Source organism: Pseudomonas sp. BN515 (assembly GCF_029873155.1).
Classification (GTDB): domain Bacteria; phylum Pseudomonadota; class Gammaproteobacteria; order Pseudomonadales; family Pseudomonadaceae; genus Metapseudomonas.
Genome location: NZ_SSOH01000088.1, coordinates 44,178 through 63,113 on the forward strand (window position 1 = coordinate 44,178; position 18,936 = coordinate 63,113).

The following is an 18,936-nucleotide window of genomic DNA, read 5'->3' on the forward strand; positions in this document are numbered from 1 at the left end:
GGCGGCGCCCGATACAGACTCATCACGGAGAACCCACATGCTGAAAAAGCTTTCGCTGATTAGCGCCGCGGTTGCCCTGGCGCTCTCCGCCAGCGCCGCCCTGGCCTCGGTTTCGGCCCAGGACGCCGCCAAGCTTGGCGCCAGCCTGACCCCCTTCGGTGCCGAGAAGGCCGGCAACGCCGCTGGCACCATCCCGGCCTGGACCGGTGGCATCACCCAGGCTCCGGCAGGCTACAAGTCCGGCCAGCACCATCCGGACCCGTTCCCGGAAGACAAGCCGCTGTTCACCATCACCAAGGCGAACCTGGACCAGTACAAGGCCAACCTGACCCCGGGTCAGATCGCCCTGTTCAACGCCTACCCGAACAGCTTCCAGATGCCGGTGTACCAGACCCGCCGCTCCGGCTCCGCGCCGCAGTGGGTGTATGACAACACCGTCAAGAACGCCACCACCGCCAAACTGCTGGACGGCGGCAACGGCTTCTCCGATGCCTACGGCGGCATCCCGTTCCCGATCCCGCAGAACGGCGTCGAGGCCCTGTGGAACCACATCACCCGTTATCGCGGCAGCTACATCGTGCGCCGCGCCTCGGAAGTGGCCGTGCAGCGCAATGGCGACTACTCGCTGGTGACGTCGCAGCAGGAAGCCCGGTTCAAGTACTACAACCCGCAAGGTACTTACGCCGACCTGAACAACATCCTGTTCTACTACCTGTCCTTCACCAAGAGCCCGGCTCGCCTGGCGGGTGGTGCGACCCTGGTCCACGAGACCCTTGACCAGGTGAAGGAACCGCGCCAGGCCTGGGGCTACAACGCCGGCCAGCGTCGCGTGCGCCGTGCACCGAACCTTGCCTATGACACTCCGATCGCTGCTGCCGACGGCCTGCGTACCGCCGACGACACCGACATGTTCAACGGCGCTCCGGACCGTTACGACTGGAAGCTGGTGGGCAAGAAGGAAATCTACATCCCGTACAACAACTACAAGGTTTCCAGCCCTGAAGTTAAGTACAAGGACCTGCTGCAGCCTGGCCACCTGAACCCGGCCTTTACCCGCAACGAACTGCACCGCGTGTGGGTCGTGGAAGGCACCCTGAAGTCCGGCGCCCGCCACATCTACTCCAAGCGCACCCTGTTCCTCGACGAGGACAGCTGGCAAGCCGCTGTGGTCGACCAGTACGACGGCCGTGGTGAACTGTGGCGCGTATCGGTGGCCTACCTGAAGAACTACTACGACCTGCCGACCACCTGGTCCGCACTCGACGTGTTCCACGACCTGCAGGCCCGCCGCTACCACGTGCAGAACCTGGACAACGAAGAGCCGACCACCATCGACTTCACCCAGGCCACGCCGGACGATGGCTACTTCAAGCCGTCCGCCCTGCGTCGTCGCGGTACTCGCTGATCCCGCAGTGCTCCATGAAAAAGGCCGCTACTCGTAGCGGCCTTTTTCTTTTGGGGAACGGGAATGCCGTGTTACAGAGCGCCACCTGCGCTTAACAAAACATAACGTCCCGCTGATTGTGCGCGCTTTCCAAAGCTGGCTAGGATTAGTGCGCTGCCTGCCCTGGGCAGCGTCCACCTATAACAAAAAGGGGAAAGGTGTATGAGTGAGCCCGTCATGCGGCGCACCCCGTCCGGCCTCTGTGTGGATAGCCTCCACAAGCCGACGTTCCGCTACCACTCGCCGCTGGCCAAAGCGCTCTCGCTGTTCAGTGTGCTCTCTGTCCTTGCTGTAGCCGCTGCGCCCATTACCGCATCCGCGCTGGCCGCTGATGCACCCGTCCTCTCCATCGAATCGCCCAAGGCCGTAAGCAGCCTGCTGCTCGATGTCGCCCACGCGGGCAAGCGCCTGGTGGCTGTTGGCGACCGTGGCCACATTCTCTATTCCGACGACAACGGCAAGTCCTGGACCCAGGCCAAGGTGCCTACCCGCCAGATGCTCACCGCTGTCTTCTTCATCGATGACAAGAAAGGCTGGGCTGTCGGCCACGACGCGCAGATCCTCGCGAGCGAGGATGGCGGCGCGACCTGGACCCAACAGTTCGAAGACCTGCAACGGGAAGCCCCGCTGCTGGACGTCTGGTTCAAGGATGCCAGCACCGGCTTCGCCGTGGGCGCCTATGGCGCGCTGCTGGCCACCCGCGACGGTGGCAAGAACTGGGAAGACGTCAGCGACCGCCTCGACAACGAAGACCAGTACCACCTCAATGCCATCGCCGCCGTGAAGGACTCCGGTCTGTTCGTGGTAGGCGAGGCCGGCAGCATGTTCCGTTCCGCCGACTGGGGCGAGACCTGGGAGCGCCTCGAAGGCCCCTACGAGGGCTCGCTGTTCGGTGCCCTCGGGACCGCCGAGCCGGGCGTCGTGATCGCCTACGGTCTGCGTGGCCACCTGTTCCGTTCCGCGGACTTCGGCAACACCTGGGAAACCGTGCCGCTGAAAGCCGGCAATGGTGAACTGGAGTTCGGCCTGTCCGGCGGCGCCTTGCTGCCCGATGGCAGCCTGGTGGTCGTCGGCCACGGCGGCAGTGTGCTGAAGAGCACCGACAGTGGCCGCAGCTTCACCGTGGTGAACCGCAGCGATCGACTGTCGCTGGCCAGTGTCATCGCCGACGAGAAAGGCAACCTGATCCTGGTGGGACAGGGCGGTGTACGCGTAGCGTCCCCGACCGGCGCCGAGCTGGGCCAACTATAAGAAAAGGCGGAGAGTTTCGATGAGTACCCATCACCAGGACAAGGCGACCTTCCTGGAGCGCCTGATCTTCAACAACCGGCCGGCGGTGATCGTCATCTGCCTGCTGGTCAGTGTCTTCCTCTTCTGGCAGGCCATGCACGTACGGCCGTCCACCAGTTTCGAGAAGATGATCCCGCTGCATCATCCGTACATCCAGAAGATGCTCGAACACCGCAATGACCTGGCCAACCTGGGCAACACCGTGCGTATCTCGGTGGAAGCGGTCAACGGCGACATCTTCAGCAAGGAGTACATGGAGACCCTGCGTCAGATCCACGACGAGGTCTTCTACATCCCTGGCGTCGACCGTTCCGGCCTGAAGTCCCTGTGGAGCCCGAGCGTTCGCTGGACTGAAGTGACCGAGGAAGGCTTCGCCGGCGGCGAGGTCATCCCGCAGACCTACGACGGCTCCGCGGCGAGCCTGGAAGAGCTGCGCAACAACGTGCTCAAGTCCGGCCAGATCGGCCGCCTGGTAGCCAACAACTTCAAGTCCAGCATCGTCGACGTGCCCCTGCTCGAGTCCTACCCGGACCCGAACGACCAGGGCAAGCTGATGAAGCTCGACTACCGCCAGTTCTCCCACGAGCTGGAAGAGAAGATCCGCGACAAGTACCAGGCGCAGAACCCCAACGTGAAAGTCCACGTGGTGGGCTTCGCCAAGAAGGTGGGCGACCTGATCGATGGTTTGATCATGGTGGTGATGTTCTTCGGCATCGCCTTCCTCATCACCCTGGTGCTGCTCTACTGGTTCACCTGGTGTATCCGCAGCACCATCGCCGTGCTCTCCACCACCTTGGTGGCGGTGATCTGGCAGCTGGGCCTGATGCACACCGTCGGCTTCGGTCTCGACCCCTACTCGATGCTGGTGCCCTTCCTGATCTTCGCCATCGGTATTTCTCACGGCGTGCAGAAGATCAACGGTATCGCCCTGCAATCCAGTGATGCCGACAACGCCCTGACGGCGGCCCGGCGCACCTTCCGCCAGCTGTTCCTGCCCGGCATGATCGCTATCCTGGCGGACGCCGTGGGCTTCATCACCCTGCTGATCATCGACATCGGCGTGATCCGCGAGCTGGCCATCGGCGCCTCCATCGGTGTGGCGGTGATCGTCTTCACCAACCTGATCCTGCTGCCGGTTGCCATTTCCTACGTAGGCATCAGCAGTAAGGCCATCGAGCGCAGCAAGAAGGACGCCAAGCGCGACCATCCGTTCTGGCGCCTGCTGTCCAACTTCGCCCACCCGGTGGTTGCGCCGATTTCCGTGGTCATCGCTCTGATCGGCTTCGGTGGTGGTCTGTGGTACGGCCAGAACCTGAAGATCGGCGACCTCGACCAGGGCGCTCCGGAACTGCGTCCGGACTCGCGCTACAACCAGGACAACAACTTCATCATCAACAACTACTCCACCAGCTCTGACGTATTGGTGGTCATGGTCAAGACCGGCCCCGAGGGCTGCTCCACCCATGAGGCCCTGGCGCCGGTGGATGAGCTGATGTGGAAGATGGAGAACACGCCGGGCGTGCAGTCCGCCATCTCCATGGTCACCGTCTCCAAGCAGGTGATCAAAGGGATGAACGAAGGCAACCTGAAGTGGGAAACCCTGTCCCGCAACCAGGACGTGCTGAACAACTCCATCAGCCGCGCTGAAGGCCTGTACAACTCCGACTGCTCGCTGGCACCGGTGCTGGTGTTCCTCAACGATCACAAGGCCGAGACCCTGTCCCGCGCCGTGGCCGTCGTGGAAGAGTTCGCCAAGGAACACGACAAGGACGGCCTGCAGTTCCTCCTGGCCGCCGGTAACGCCGGCATTGAAGCGGCCACCAACGAGGTGATCGCCCAGGCTGAACTGACCATCCTGATCCTGGTGTACATCTGCGTTGCCGTGATGTGCCTGATCACCTTCCGCTCCATTGCCGCGACCCTGTGCATCGTGCTGCCGCTGATCCTCACCTCGGTGCTGGGCAACGCGCTGATGGCCTGGCTGGGTATCGGCGTGAAAGTGGCGACCCTGCCGGTGATCGCGCTGGGTGTGGGTATCGGTGTCGACTACGGCATCTACATCTACAGCCGCCTGGAAAGCTTCCTGCGTGCCGGCCTGCCGCTGCAAGAGGCCTACTACGAGACCCTGAAGTCCACCGGCAAGGCCGTGCTCTTCACCGGCCTCTGCCTGGCCATCGGCGTCGCCACCTGGATCTTCTCGGCCATCAAGTTCCAGGCCGACATGGGTCTGATGCTGACCTTCATGCTCCTCTGGAACATGTTCGGTGCCCTGTGGCTGCTGCCTGCCCTGGCGCGCTTCCTGATCAAGCCCGAGAAACTCGCGGGCAAGGTCGGTGGTTCGCTGCTGGCCCACTGAGCCTGATCGCTTGAAAAAGAACCGCGGCCCTGGCCGCGGTTTTTTTATGCGCGTGGATTGTTGTTGCTACGCATAACGCTGGGCCTCGCGCTGCTCGGACCAACCTACGGCAGGCCTGCGGCCTGCTTGGCGAATGAATTCGCCCCTACAAGGAAGCACCCGTAGGTTGCGGCTGAGCACAGCGAAGCCCAACGATCATAGTCACGTCCGCGCGTTGGACTTCGTTCCTCTGCCCAGCCTACGGCAGGCCTGCGGCCTGCTTGGCGAATGAATTCGTCCCCACAAGGAAACACCCGTAGGTTGCGGCTGAGCACAGCGAAGCCCAACGATCATGGTCACGTCCGCGCGTTGGGCTTCGTTCCTCTGCCCAACCTACGGCAGGCCTGCGGCCTGCTTGGCGAATGAATTCGCCCCTACAGGGAAAGTGAGAAGACCGACCTCTTGCACGGACCAACCCCCTCTCCCTCTGGGAGAGGGCGGGGGTGAGGGAGATCCGGGCTGGCTGGGACTTCGGAGGGGAGGCCGGCGGCCTCCTTCGCGCATGACTTCGCCCCCCCGCAGGGACGTGCAAAGCTCAGGCTAACCCTGGAGTGGAGAGGGTCAGCGCGGATAAAGCGGCGGCAGCTGGCTCGGCTCGCCCGTGGTTTGCTGTTCCACCTGGGGAGCGGGGAGGGCGCGGATGGCTTTCCACAGGTCTTCACCCTGCCAATGCTGGCCGGCTTCGCTGTAGAGGGCGCCGTTGAGCCCGTCCATGGCATCGGACAGCGGTACGAAGCGGGCGGCCATGTCGGCGAGGGTTTCCGGCTGCTGGCGGGCCCAGTTGTCGAGGGCCTGGCGAGTGGCGTGGGAATCGTTGGACTGGCAGGCGCGGCGCAGTTCGTCCAGCAGGGTGCGCGGACTCGGGCCGGTCTGGACCGTAGGCAGGATCGCCGGCTGGCGACGTGCGCGCCACCACAGGCCGAAGCCCAGCAGGGTGGTGCAGGCGAGCAGGGCGCAGGCGAGTTGCCAGGGCCAGAGCCGCGCCAGGACAACCGCATTGCCGACCGCTGTTCCCGCGCTCTGCGCCGGGTTGGCCTCCAGCTCGGGGTTGATGGCGACCTCCAGGGTCCGCGCAGCGATCTCGCTGCGCTCCAGGCGGTTATCCCGGGTGTTCCACCAGGTGATGCTGACCGCCGGCAATTCCAGGCGGCCGTTGGTGGTGGGCACCAGCGCTTCGCGCTCTTCGCGGCTGCCAATGAGCCCGCGCTCGTCGATCTTGTTGCCCAGTTGCGGCTGGTCGGGATAGCGCCGCAGGCCCTGGGCCTGGGTGGCTGGCAGGGGAGGGATCTGCGCGCTGGAAAGGCCTTCGACGTTCAGCATCAGGCTGCGGGTCAGCGAGTCGCCAGTCTGTACGCTGCCGGGGTCCGGGCTCCAGGACTCGGTCAGGACCAGGTTGCGTGCAGGCAGCCACGGCACGTCGGCCGGGTAGTCGGCGGGTTTGGGTAGCACGGTGAGCGGGATGCGCGGCGAGTTCACCCGGGTCTGCTTGCCGGGGCGGGGGCCGAAGGGCTGGTAGCCGGTTTCGCTGGCAGGGTCCACCAGAGTGGCGCTGAACACCTGCGGAGGGATGTTCAGCACACCACTTTTCTGCGGGAAGACGGCATAACGCACCTCGATCACGCCGTGGCGCACGCCGTTGATTTCTTTCTCGTAGGTGCGCGGATCGCCCAGTTGTTCGACGCGGGCGTCGTCCATCTGCAGGGGACTCAGGCTGCTGTCGTCGTAGAGGGAAACCGAGTGGTAGATGCGCAGGGTGAGGATGGCCTGGGCCTGTACGTAGACGCTTTCCTGGTCGAGGCTGGCGTCGATGAACACCGGGGCGAGGTTGCTGCTGCCGGATTTCTCGGACTTCTCGGCCTTCGCCACCTGCAGGGTGATCGGCGCGCTGTGGACATCGCCCAGCTTCAGCGCCGGAATGGTGACGAAGCCGGTTTGTTTCGGCTGCAGGGTAATGATCCAGCGGGTGGCGCGGTCGTTCTTGCCGTTGAGGGTGCTGAGCTGGTTGATCTGACGGGTGCCGAGCACCTCGAAGGTGGCGTCCAGCGGCGCCAGGTCAGGCTTGCCGAACAGGGTCGGGTCGGAGGATTCGAGGGTCAGCTCGACGGTCTCGCCCTCACTCAGCCGCGTCCGGTCGACGTTGGCGGAAAAGCCGGCGGCCTGGACGGCCAACGCCACCAGGCTGAGGAGGAGGGTGCATAGCAGGCGCGTCATCACTGTTCTTCCTGGCGCTGTTGCTGTTCATACCAGAACTTGCGGCGCAGCAGTTCGGCGGGGTCGTCCGGAATCTGCCGCAGCCATTGTTCGAGGGCTTGGCGACGCTCTTCGCCCAGGGGTTCGGCACTGGCGGTCTGGGCCTGGGTGGCATCCGTAGGTGTAGCTTCTTCGGCGGTGCCGCCGGTGGCGGAACGAGTCTGGCCCCCCGGCTGGGTTTCGCCGTTGCCTTGCTGCGGGGCCTTGTTGTCCGCGTCCTGCTCACCGGACTGGGTTTGCGCCGTGTTCTGCTCGCCGGCTTGGCCGGCCTGTTGTTGCTCACTGCCTTGCTGGTCAGGGGCGTTGCTACTGGCTTCGGCCTCGCGCTGCCGCAACAGTTCCTCCACCAGCGCCTTGTTCTTCTTTGCCGCAGCCAGGTCGGGCTGGCGTTGCAGCGCGGAATCGTAGGCGTCGATCGCCGCTTCCAGCTCCCCGGCCTGGGCCAGGGCATTGCCGCGGTTGTAGTGGTCCGCCGCGTTGTCGCCCTGGGCGAAGCGAGCGGCGGCCTCGGCGTAATCGCCGGCCTGGTAGAGCGCCATGCCTTGCCAGCGTGGATCGTTGAAATGCAGCGCCGCCTCGGCAGGCTGCTGGGCCTGCAACAGGCGCTGGCCCTGCTGGTCCGGGCGTAGCCAGAGGTCCTCGAAATCCATGGCCAGGCTGGGGCGCGGCAGTACCAGCAACAGCGGCAGGCAGAACAACCAGCCTCGGCGCCCGGCGCAGGCTGCGATCAGCAACAGGGGAAGCAGCAGCCAGTGGCCCTGGTCGGCCCAGGCCGCCAGGCGGGCAATTTCGCCGGTGTCGCGCAGGCTACCGGGACCATCGAGCAAGCCCAGATTGCGCAGGTCGTCTTCATCGAGCTGGACACTGCTGTAGCGGCCACCCAGCTCGGCGGCGAATCGGCGCAGCTGGCCACTGTCGAGCTTGGGCAGGAGGATGGCGCCGTGGTCGTCCTTGAGGAAGCCGCCATCCTCCTGGGCGATGGGGGCGCCCGCCGCCGTGCCGATACCGAGGACGGCCAGACGCTCCGAGCGGGACCCGAGGGCCTTGCGGATACTGGTCTGTTCCTGTTCGTCGAGGCCACTGGTAATCAGCAGCAGGCGGCCCTGACCCTGGGCACCCTGTTCCAGCAACTTGAGGGCCCTGGCAACGGCCAGGTCGGCGCGGTGACCCTTCTCCGGCATGATCGAGGGCTTCAGGGCGTCGATCAGGTTGAGGCTGGTCATCAGGTCGTCGGACAGCGGCACCAGGCTGTGGGCGCTGCCGGCGTAGACGATGATTGCTGTCTGCGCGTCGCGACGGGCGTCCAGCAAGTCGCGCAGCTTGCGCTTGGCCTGCTCCAGGCGGCTCGGTGCGATATCGGTGGCAAGCATCGATGGCGTCAGCTCCAGCATCACCACCAACGGGTCGGCACGTTTCTGCGTGCTTTGTTCCATCAGTTGCCAGCTGGGCCCCAGCAGCGCCACCAGACACAGCATCCAGGCCAGGCCGAGGGCCAGCCAGGGCAAGCGGTTGTTGCCCAGGCGGCCGCCGCTGAGCAGCCAGGGCTGGAAGGCCCGGGGCAGCAGTTGCTCCCAGCGCCCGCTGCGGCGTTCACGGTGCCAGAGTTGCCAGAGCAGCCAGCCCAACAGGGGCAGCAGAAGCAGCCAGACAGGGCGCAGCCAGTGGGGCCAGAGCTCCATCATGTGCGCCTCCGCAGCCACTGCGGCCGCTGCTGCAGGGCGTGGGGCCAGAGCACGCGGCAGACCAGCGCGATGCTCAGCAGCAGGGCACCGGCCAGGGGCCAGCTGTAGAGCGAGTAGGCCGGGCGTGCCTGACTGGCGCGTTGGGTCACCGGTTCAAGGTGGTCGAGGCTTTGCTCGATCTGTTCCAGTTCCTGGCTGCTGCGCGCGCGGAAGTACTGGCCGCCCGTCTGTTCGGCGATGGCGGTCAGGGTGGGTTCGTCGAGGTCCATGCTCGGGTTGAGGCCGAGGATGCCGAGCACGTCGCTCTGCTCCGGATCGGCGCCGATACCGATGGTGTAGATCTTCACCTGCTCCTCGGCCGCCAGGCGCGCGGCGGTCAGCGGGTCGATCTCGCCGCCGGTATTGGCGCCGTCGGTGATCAGGACCAGTACGCGGCTGTTGGCGGGGCGCTGGCGCAGGCGTTTCACTGCCAGGCCGATGGCGTCGCCGATGGCGGTGTTCTTGCCGGCGATGCCGATCAGGGCTTCATCCAGCCAGGTGCGCACGGTTTCGCGGTCGAATGTCAGCGGCGCCTGCACGTAGGCCTGGCTGCCGAACAGGATGAGGCCGATGCGATCGCCGCGGCGACCGTCGATGAACTCGCCCATCAAGTGCTTCACCAGCGTCAGCCGGCTGACGTCTTCTTCTTCCCACTTCATGTCGGCGTAGTCCATGGAACCGGACACATCCACCGCCAGCAGCAGGTCGCGACCGCTGATGGGCATCGGCTGCGGCTCGCCGACCCATTCCGGGCGGGCGGCAGCGCAGAGCAGCAATAGCCAGAGCAGGACGAAGGGGGCCTGCTGGCGCCACGCTGGCAGGTTGGCGCGGGCGCGCCGGCCGATCAGGCCTTCGAGGTCGGCGAGGAAGCTTACCTTGAGCGCCGCGTCGCCGCTGTCCGCCGGCGGCAGCAGCACGCGCAGCACCCAGGGCAGTGGGGCGAGGATGAAGATCCAGGGCCAGGCGAACTCAAACATGCTTGCGGATCCAGGTCTCGACGGACTGGTAGAGGCCGGCGATGGCCTTGTCATCCAGTTTGCACTGCGGGCGATAGGCGCCTTCGACCAGGATCATCCAGCGGGTCAGGCCGGCGGCCGGGCAGCGGTTGTCGAGGTAGGCCAGCCAGGCTCGGCCGCTCAGGGTGTGGCTGTGATCTCCGGGGTAATGCATGCGGCAAAGACGCTTGAGCAGTCCGTTGAGCTCCTGCAACCAGGGGCCGGCCGGCGCACCGTCATAGGGTTTGGACAGGCGCGACAGTTCATCCAGAGCAGCCTGGCGCGCCGGGTCCAGCGGCTGCTCGGTTTGCACGGCATCCTGCCGCACTTGCCGCTGCCACCAGTGCCACAGGCCCCAGCCCAGCAACCCGAGCAGCGGTGGCAGGCACCACCAGCCGGGAGCGGGGGGCCACCACGATATGGCGGCCGGGGCGATGAGCGGCTCCAGCCCATCCAGCGGGTTCATCGCGCACCCCGGTGCTGCAGGTAGTCGCGCAGTTGCTCGATCATGCCTTCCTGGGTCGACAGCGGCAGCAGCAGGACGCCGAGGCGCTGGGCCAGGCGTTCCCAGCGTGCGACGCGGGCTTCGCCCTGTTCGCGGTAGGCCTGGCGCAGGTCCGCCGCGTGGGTATCCAGTTCCAGTTGGGCGCCTTGCTCGGCGAAGCGCAACAGGCCGGCAGCAGGCAGGGCGTGGTCCAGTGGGTCGGAAACCGGCATGAGGATCAGGTCGGTGTGGCGGGCGAGCAGGGCGATCTGTTGTTCGGCGGTATCGGACAGCGCGCGTTCGTCGCAGAGAATCACCACCAGGCTGCCCGGACGCAGCACCTCGCGGGCGCGGCGCAGGGCCAGGCTGAAGCCCTCGCGCTGTGAGCTGCCCGGGCTGCCGAGGGCCTGATTGGCGCGGGCCAGGCGGCTGAGCAGTTGCAGCAGGCTTTGCTTGCTGCGCCGCGGCTTGATTTCGTGATGGTCATGGTCGCTGAACACCAGGCCGCCGACCCGGTCGTTGTGGGCCAGCGCCGCCCAGCCCATGAGGCTGGCGGCTTGGGCGGCGAGCACCGACTTGAATACCAGCCCGGTGCCGAAGAACAGACGCTGGGTCTGTTCGACCATGATGAACACCGGCCGCTCACGTTCTTCGTGGAACAGCTTGGTATGGGGTTCCTGGGTACGTGCGGTGACACGCCAGTCGATGGTGCGGACATCGTCGCCGGCCTGGTAGATACGCACCTGGTCGAAGTCCACGCCACGGCCACGCAGCTTGGAGTGGTGGAGGCCGATCAGCGGGCTGCGGCGCGCGGGGCTGGAGAATAATTGCACTTCCCGGACCCGGTGGCGCATGTCGATCAGCTCGGCCAGGTCCACATGCACGCCTTCCGCGCTGGCGGCCGGCGGGGCATCGCCGGGCGTCGCCGGGCGGCGCTTCCTGACCCGGAACTTCCAGGCCGCCGCTTTCAGGCGCATCAGGCCACCGCTACCACATCCAGGATGCGCTGGATCACCCGGTCCTGGTCGATACCGGCGGCTTCTGCTTCGAACGAGAGAATAATGCGATGGCGTAGCACGTCGAAGAGCACCGCCTGGATGTCTTCCGGGCTGACGAAGTCGCGACCGGCCATCCAGGCATGGGCGCGGGCGCAGCGGTCGAGGGCGATGGAACCACGCGGGCTGGCGCCCCAGGCCAGCCACTCGGCCAGCTCAGGGTCGAACTTGGCCGGGGTGCGGGTGGCCATGACCAGGTGCACCAGGTACTCCTCCACCGCGTCGGCCATGTAGAGCCCGAGGATTTCCTTGCGCGCGGCGAAGATCGCCTGCTGGCTGACCTGATGCTCGGCCTTGGTTTCGCCGTGCAGCGCTTCGCCCCGGGCCTGCTGGAGGATCTTGCGTTCCACCGAGGCATCCGGGAAACCGATGCGCACGTGCATCAGGAAACGGTCGAGCTGGGCTTCAGGCAGGGGGTAGGTGCCTTCCTGTTCGATGGGGTTCTGGGTCGCCATCACCAGGAACAGCGGCGGCAGGTCGTAGGTCGAGCGGCCGATGGACACCTGGCGCTCGGCCATGGCCTCCAGCAGCGCCGACTGCACCTTCGCCGGTGCGCGGTTGATCTCGTCGGCCAGCACCAGGTTGTGGAAGATCGGTCCCTGCTGGAAGACGAAACTGCCGTTCTCCGGGCGGTAGATCTCGGTGCCGGTGATGTCCGCCGGCAGCAGGTCCGGGGTGAACTGGATGCGATGGAACTCGGCTTCCACGCCGTCTGCCAGGTCCTTGATGGCCTTGGTCTTGGCCAGGCCGGGCGCGCCCTCCACCAGCAGGTGACCGTCGGCTAGCAGCGCGATCAGCAGGCGATCGATGAGTTTTTCCTGGCCGAGAATCTGGGTGGAAAGGAAGTTACGCAGGGCGACTAGCGCTTCACGGTGTTCCATCGATGGGCTCGTTGAACTGGGGAAAAGAGAGCTGTAAGCCCTCAGGTGATGACGCATAACTTTAATCCAGACCAGGGGAGGCGGCCTAGAAGAGCCTGAATTCAGGCGATGGTTCCGTGACGCGGACGAATATTCGTGGGCGTTGCGCGGCCCATTCCTACACCTTCGGGTCGAGAGTACGGCATTGGTAAAAGCGGACTCTGATTGAACGAATATGTCGCAGCGCCGTAAGCGTCCCGCATTACTCCCTCGTTAAGCTTTCGCGGCAATGGTGACCGCCGGGTCGCAGTTGTCCCCCGGCGTTCTCCCGGAGCAGGGTCACACTGCCCGGATCGACCTGTGGCCCTTCCTCCGCACGTAGGCGTTCTACGCTTAATTCCAACGAAACGAGCCCAGCGGAGCACAACCATGACGTCCTTCACCGCAGCCAGCAAAGCCGACTTCCAGCACCAACTGCAAGCGGCCCTGGCGCAGCACGTCAGCGAAAAGGCGTTGCCACAAGTAGCCCTGTTCGCCGAGCAATTCTTCGGCATCATCGCGCTCGACGAACTGACCCAGCGCCGGCTGTCCGACCTTGTCGGCTGCACCCTCTCGTCCTGGCGCCTGCTGGAGCGCTTCGACCCCGCCAACCCTGAAGTGCGGGTGTTCAACCCCGACTACGAGAAGCACGGTTGGCAATCCACCCACACCGCCGTGGAAGTGCTGCACCCGGACATCCCGTTCCTCGTCGACTCGGTTCGCATGGAGCTGAACCGCCGCGGCTACAGCATCCACACCCTGCAGAACAACGTCATCAGCGTGCGCCGCAATGCCAAGGGCGACCTGGTGGAAGTCCTGCCCAAGGGCACCCAGGGCAAGGACGTGCGCCAGGAATCGATGATGTTCCTGGAGATCGACCGCTGCGCCAACAACGGCGCCATGAAGACCCTGGAAAAGGCCCTGCTGGAAGTGTTGGGCGATGTCCGCGTGGCCGTGGCCGATTTCAAGCCGATGAAGGCCAAGGCCCAGGAACTGCTGGCCTGGCTGGACAAGGCCAAGCTCAAGGTCGATGGCGAAGAGCTGGCCGAAGTGAAGGTGTTCATGGACTGGTTGCTGGACGACCACTTCACCTTCCTGGGTTATGAAGAATTCACCGTGGCCGACGAGAAGAGCGGCGGCCACCTGGTCTATGACGAGAAATCCCTGCTGGGTGTCTCCAGGCTGCGTCGCGCTGGCCTGAAGAAGGAAGAGCTGCATATCGAGACCGAGGCTCTGGAGTATCTGCGCGGGCCGATGCTGCTGTCCTTCGCCAAGGCTGCCGAGCCAAGCCGTGTGCACCGTCCGGCCTACCCGGACTTCGTGTCCATCCGTGAACTGGATGCCAAGGGCAAGGTGATCAAGGAGTGCCGCTTCATGGGCCTCTACACCTCGGCCGTGTACGCCGAAAGCGTCGGCCGCATCCCCTACATCCGCCGCAAGGTGGCCGAGATCCAGCGCCGCTCCGGCTTCGATGCCAAGGCCCACCTGGGCAAGGAACTGGCCCAGGTACTGGAAGTGCTGCCGCGCGACGACCTGTTCCAGACCCCGGTGGACGATCTGTTCACCACCGCCATGTCCATCGTGCAGATGCAGGAACGCAACAAGATCCGCCTGTTCCTGCGCCGCGATCCCTATGGCCGCTTCGCTTACGCCCTGGCTTATGTCCCGCGTGACGTCTACTCCACCGAGACCCGCCTGAAGATCCAGCAGATCCTGATGGAGCGCCTGCAGGCCAGCGATTGCGAGTTCTGGACCTTCTTCTCCGAATCCGTGCTGGCGCGGGTGCAGTTCATCCTGCGCCTCGATCCGAAGAACAAGCTGCACGTCGATACGGCGATGCTGGAGAAGGAAGTCATCCAGGCCTGCCGTTCCTGGAAGGACGACTATGCCAGCCTGATCAACGAAAGCTTCGGCGAAGGGCAGGGCACCCGCGTGCTGGCCGACTTCCCGAAAGGCTTCCCGGCCGGCTATCGCGAGCGCTTCGCCCCGCACTCGGCGGTGGTGGACATGCAGCACCTGTACAGCCTGTCCGACGAGCGCCCGCTGGTGATGAGCTTCTACCAGCCGCTGGCCCAGGGTGAGCAGCAGCTGCATTGCAAGCTGTACCACGCTGACAACCCGCTGGCGCTGTCCGATGTGCTGCCGATCCTGGAGAACCTCGGCCTGCGCGTGCTGGGCGAGTTCCCCTACCGCCTGGTGCGCCAGGACGGTCGCCAGTACTGGATCCACGACTTCGCCTTCACCAGCGCCCTGGGCGATGAAGTCGATCTCCAGGAACTCAACGACACCCTGCAGGACGCCTTCGTGCATATCGTTGGTGGCCATGCCGAGAACGATGCCTTCAACCGCCTGGTGCTGACCGCCGCCATGCCCTGGCGCGATGTGGCCCTGCTGCGTGCCTATGCGCGCTACCTGAAGCAGATCCGCCTGGGCTTCGACCTGTCCTACATCGCCAGCACCCTGCTGAACCACGCCAACATCGCCAAGGAACTGGTGCGCCTGTTCAAGACCCGCTTCTACCTGGCGCGCAAGCTGGCGGCTGATGACCTGGACGACAAGCAGCAGAAGCTGGAGCAGGCCATCCTCGGTGAGCTGGACAATGTCGCGGTGCTCAACGAAGACCGCATCCTGCGTCGCTACCTGGACCTGATCAAGGCGACCCTGCGCACCAACTTCTATCAGCCCGACGCGGCTGGCCAGAACAAGTCCTACTTCAGCTTCAAACTGAGCCCGCGCCTGATTCCCGAAATCCCGCGTCCGGTGCCCAAGTTCGAGATCTTCGTCTACTCGCCGCGGGTTGAAGGCGTGCACCTGCGCTTCGGCGACGTGGCGCGCGGCGGCCTGCGCTGGTCCGACCGTGAAGAAGACTTCCGTACCGAAGTGCTGGGCCTGGTGAAGGCGCAGCAGGTGAAGAACGCCGTGATCGTGCCCATGGGCGCCAAGGGCGGCTTCATTCCGCGTCGCCTGCCGGTGGGCGGCAGCCGTGACGATATCCAGGCCGAGGCCATTGCCTGCTATCGCATCTTCATTTCCGGCCTGCTGGATGTCACCGACAACCTCAAGGAAGGCAAGGTGGTGCCGCCGGCCAACGTGGTGCGCCATGACGTCGATGACCCCTATCTGGTAGTGGCGGCCGACAAGGGCACCGCGACCTTCTCCGACATCGCCAACGGAATTGCCCAGGAATATGGCTTCTGGCTGGGCGACGCCTTCGCCTCCGGCGGTTCGGCCGGCTACGACCACAAGGGCATGGGCATCACTGCCAAGGGCGGCTGGGTATCGGTGCAGCGTCACTTCCGTGAGCGCGGCATCGATGTGCAGAAGGACAACTTCACCGTGATCGGCATCGGCGACATGGCCGGCGACGTGTTCGGCAACGGCCTGCTGCTGTCGGACAAGCTGCAACTGGTGGCTGCCTTCAACCACATGCACATCTTCATCGACCCGAACCCGGACGCGGCTTCCAGCTTCGTCGAGCGCCAGCGCATGTTCGAGCTGCCGCGTTCTTCCTGGGCCGACTACGACACCAAGCTGATCTCCGAAGGCGGCGGCATCTTCCTGCGCAGTGCCAAGAGCATCGCCATCAGCCCGCAGATGCAGCAGCGCTTCGAGATCGAAGCCGACAAGCTGACCCCCACCGAACTGCTGAATGCGCTGCTGAAGGCGCCGGTCGACCTGCTCTGGAACGGCGGTATCGGCACCTACGTCAAGGCCAGCAGCGAAAGCCACGCGGACGTGGGCGACAAGGCCAACGACGCCTTGCGCGTAGACGGCCGCGAACTGCGCGCCAAGGTGGTGGGCGAGGGCGGCAACCTGGGCATGACCCAGCTGGGCCGCGTCGAGTACGGCCTCAACGGTGGCGCCAGCAACACCGACTTCATCGACAACGCCGGCGGCGTGGACTGCTCGGACCATGAGGTCAACATCAAGATCCTGCTCAACGAGATCGTGGCCAATGGCGACATGACCGGCAAACAGCGCAACAAGCTGCTGGCCGAGATGACCGATGACGTGGGCAACCTGGTGCTGGGCAACAACTACAAGCAGACCCAGGCGCTCTCCCTGGCACAGCGCCGCGCTCGCGAGAAGATCGGCGAGTACAAGCGCCTGATGACCGCTCTGGAAGCGGCCGGCAAGCTGGACCGTGGCCTGGAGTTCCTGCCCGCAGACGAAGAGCTGAACGAGCGCATCGCCAATGGCCAGGGCCTGACCCGTCCCGAGCTGTCGGTGCTGATCTCCTACAGCAAGATCGACCTCAAGGAGTCGCTGCTCAAATCCCTGGTGCCGGACGACGACTACCTGGCCCAGGAAATGGAAACCGCCTTCCCGGCACGTCTGGCCGAGACCTTCGGCGAGTCCATGCGTCGCCACCGCCTGAAGCGCGAAATCATCAGCACCCAGATCGCCAACGACCTGGTCAACCACATGGGCATCACCTTCGTGCAGCGCCTGAAGGAGTCCACCGGCATGAGTGCGGCCAACGTGGCGGGCGCCTATGTGGTGGTGCGCGATGTGTTCCGCCTGCCGCACTGGTGGAAGCAGATCGAGGCCCTGGACTACAAGGTGCCGGCCGAGCTGCAGCTGACCCTGATGGACGAGCTGATGCGCCTGGGCCGCCGTGCTACTCGCTGGTTCCTGCGTAGCCGTCGCGAAGACCAGAACGCCGCCCGTGACGTGAACCACTTCCTCCCGCGCGTGGAGGCCCTGGCCGGCCGCCTGGACGAGCTGCTGGAAGGCCCGTCCCGCGAGCAGTGGCTGGCGCGCTACCAGTCCTACGTCGAGGCAGGCGCCCCCGAGGACCTGGCTCGCGTCGTGGCTGGCACCAGCCACCTGTACACGCTGCTGCCGATCATCGAGGCGTCGGACGTCACCGGCAAGGACACCGCCGAAGTCGCCACTGCCTACTTCGCCGTCGGCGGCGCGCTGGACCTGTCCTGGTACCTGCAGCAGATCACCAGCCTGCCGGTGGAAAGCAACTGGCAAGCGCTGGCGCGGGAAGCCTTCCGCGACGACCTGGACTGGCAGCAGCGGGCGATTACCGTCTCCGTCCTGCAAATGAACGAAGGTCCGGCGGACGTCGAGGAGCGCGTAGCGCTGTGGCTGGACCAGCACCGTGCCCTGGTGGACCGCTGGAAGGTCATGCTGGTCGAACTGCGCGCCTCCACCGCCACTGACTATGCCATGTACGCAGTGGCCAACCGCGAGCTCATGGACCTGGCCCAGAGCGGCCAGCACGGCGTATGCATTCCCTGATGCCCGTGATGTCGTAAGTTTTTAGTGCTCTAGCCCCGCTCCGGCGGGGCTTTTTTTGGCCTGGAGAATGGGGCATCAGGTTTGTGCATCGGAATCGGTGCGCGCAGCGCACCCTACGGTCGACCAGGTGCGGTAGGGTGCGCCGTGCGCACCGGCTCTATAGCGAGGGGGTCGTGGAGGACCTAGCCCAGCGCTCGCAGGTACTTCACCACATCCGCTGCCCCGGCCAGCCGCAAGCCTTCACCCAGCGCTGTGGCTTCGGCGTGCTTCTTGGGCAGCAGGATGAACTCCGGGGTGCCGGAGTTGCGCAGGATGGTCAGGCGCGAATAGGGGATGCCACCGTCCAACAGCAGACCCATGAAGGCCGGATCGCTCCAGGCCTGCGCTGGCATCGCCAGGACGTGGTAGCGCTCGTCCAGCACGGCCAGGCCGTCGGGATCGAGGCTGTAGTCGGTGATCTCGGCGGGGAGGGTGGCTTCCAGTGCGCGCAGTCGGGCATAGGCAATGGAGGCGGCGAACGCCTCGACGTGCTGCTCGCCGCTCCAGAACACGCGATAGCCGTACCAATCGGCCCGGAGCAGGCTGATGGGCTCGCCGGTGAGGAAGCGTGGCAGGGGGAGGCTGATGGCCTTGACGAAGTCCTTGTAGCTGATGATTCGCACCTTGCGGCTGTCCAGGCCGGCCAGGTAGTCCTCGAAGCTGGGGGAGGGAGTTGGTTCGTGGTCGTTGCCGCAAAGTCCGTCGATCTGGCGCAGGTCGAAGCTGGGAAGGCGTTGTTCGCTGCGCTTGACCACCCCAACCAGAACGGCATGGGCTTCAGCCTTGTCGTCCTGGACCGGACCGGACAGCGCTCCGCGTGGTAACTCCACCAGCCGCTGCAATGGTGGGCCGGACTGCCACCAGATGGTGTCCTCGGGCAGGTGCAGTTGCTGGAAGGGCAGGCGCAACTGGCTGGCTCGCTCGAACACCTTGCGAGGCGAATTACCGAAGCCGAAACGCTGGGCGATTGCAGCCAGGCGGGCGCTCAAAGGTGTTGGCTGCATCTCACTCATGGCCTGAATACTCCCCGGTCACGGGTGGCAGTGTGGCAGAGGCTTGCTGGCTGTGCGAACCGGGTGTCGGGCAATTCTGCCTGGCGAGGAGCGAGAGC

Annotated in this window: 11 protein-coding genes; 4 read left to right on the forward strand and 7 right to left on the reverse strand. The window is 65.2% G+C overall.

Annotation, left to right across the window (positions count from 1 at the left end; translation table 11 throughout):
* The first annotated feature begins 37 nt into the window (after window positions 1–37).
* From E8E91_RS24855 to E8E91_RS24865, 3 genes are all read left to right on the forward strand, one after another.
* Window positions 38–1,405, forward strand: coding sequence for a DUF1329 domain-containing protein (locus E8E91_RS24855; protein WP_280379649.1), 1,368 nt, complete (start codon window positions 38–40; stop codon window positions 1,403–1,405).
* Between the two features lie 216 nt (window positions 1,406–1,621).
* Window positions 1,622–2,695, forward strand: a complete 1,074-nt coding sequence (locus E8E91_RS24860) for a YCF48-related protein (protein WP_280379677.1) — start codon at window positions 1,622–1,624, stop codon at window positions 2,693–2,695.
* 19 nt (window positions 2,696–2,714) lie between these two features.
* Window positions 2,715–5,090, forward strand: coding sequence for an RND family transporter (locus tag E8E91_RS24865; RefSeq protein WP_280379650.1), 2,376 nt, complete (start codon window positions 2,715–2,717; stop codon window positions 5,088–5,090).
* A gap of 600 nt (window positions 5,091–5,690) precedes the next feature.
* On the opposite strand, the gene E8E91_RS24870 is transcribed toward E8E91_RS24865, so the two are convergent.
* From E8E91_RS24870 to E8E91_RS24895, 6 genes are all read right to left on the reverse strand, one after another.
* The gene (locus tag E8E91_RS24870) at window positions 5,691–7,340 is read right to left on the reverse strand and encodes a BatD family protein (protein WP_280379652.1); all 1,650 of its coding nucleotides are present in this window, start codon (window positions 7,338–7,340) and stop codon (window positions 5,691–5,693) included.
* On the reverse strand, window positions 7,340–9,061 hold the full coding sequence (locus tag E8E91_RS24875) for a VWA domain-containing protein (RefSeq protein ID WP_280379654.1): 1,722 nt from the start codon (window positions 9,059–9,061) through the stop codon (window positions 7,340–7,342). The genes E8E91_RS24870 and E8E91_RS24875 overlap by 1 nt, the downstream gene beginning before the upstream one ends.
* A complete protein-coding gene (locus E8E91_RS24880) occupies window positions 9,058–10,077 on the reverse strand; it encodes a VWA domain-containing protein (RefSeq protein ID WP_280379656.1) in 1,020 nt (339 codons plus the stop codon). Before E8E91_RS24880 ends, E8E91_RS24875 begins: the two co-directional genes overlap by 4 nt.
* Window positions 10,070–10,561: a DUF4381 domain-containing protein gene (locus tag E8E91_RS24885; RefSeq protein WP_280379657.1), complete on the reverse strand. Its 492-nt coding sequence runs from the start codon at window positions 10,559–10,561 to the stop codon at window positions 10,070–10,072. Before E8E91_RS24885 ends, E8E91_RS24880 begins: the two co-directional genes overlap by 8 nt.
* Complete coding sequence (locus tag E8E91_RS24890; protein ID WP_280379678.1) at window positions 10,558–11,433, reverse strand: DUF58 domain-containing protein; 876 nt, start codon at window positions 11,431–11,433, stop codon at window positions 10,558–10,560. The genes E8E91_RS24885 and E8E91_RS24890 overlap by 4 nt, the downstream gene beginning before the upstream one ends.
* Window positions 11,434–11,555: 122 nt before the next feature.
* Entirely contained in the window at window positions 11,556–12,515 is a 960-nt protein-coding gene (locus tag E8E91_RS24895; protein ID WP_280372127.1) for a MoxR family ATPase, read from the reverse strand.
* 408 nt (window positions 12,516–12,923) lie between these two features.
* Between E8E91_RS24895 and E8E91_RS24900 the strand changes: the two genes are divergently transcribed.
* Window positions 12,924–17,786 (forward strand): NAD-glutamate dehydrogenase, encoded by a 4,863-nt coding sequence (locus tag E8E91_RS24900; protein ID WP_280379659.1) that lies wholly within the window; start codon window positions 12,924–12,926, stop codon window positions 17,784–17,786.
* 182 nt (window positions 17,787–17,968) lie between these two features.
* Here E8E91_RS24900 and E8E91_RS24905 read toward each other — a convergent pair whose 3' ends face one another.
* Complete coding sequence (locus E8E91_RS24905) at window positions 17,969–18,838, reverse strand: DUF6685 family protein (RefSeq protein ID WP_280379661.1); 870 nt, start codon at window positions 18,836–18,838, stop codon at window positions 17,969–17,971.
* Between the last annotated feature and the right edge of the window lie 98 nt (window positions 18,839–18,936).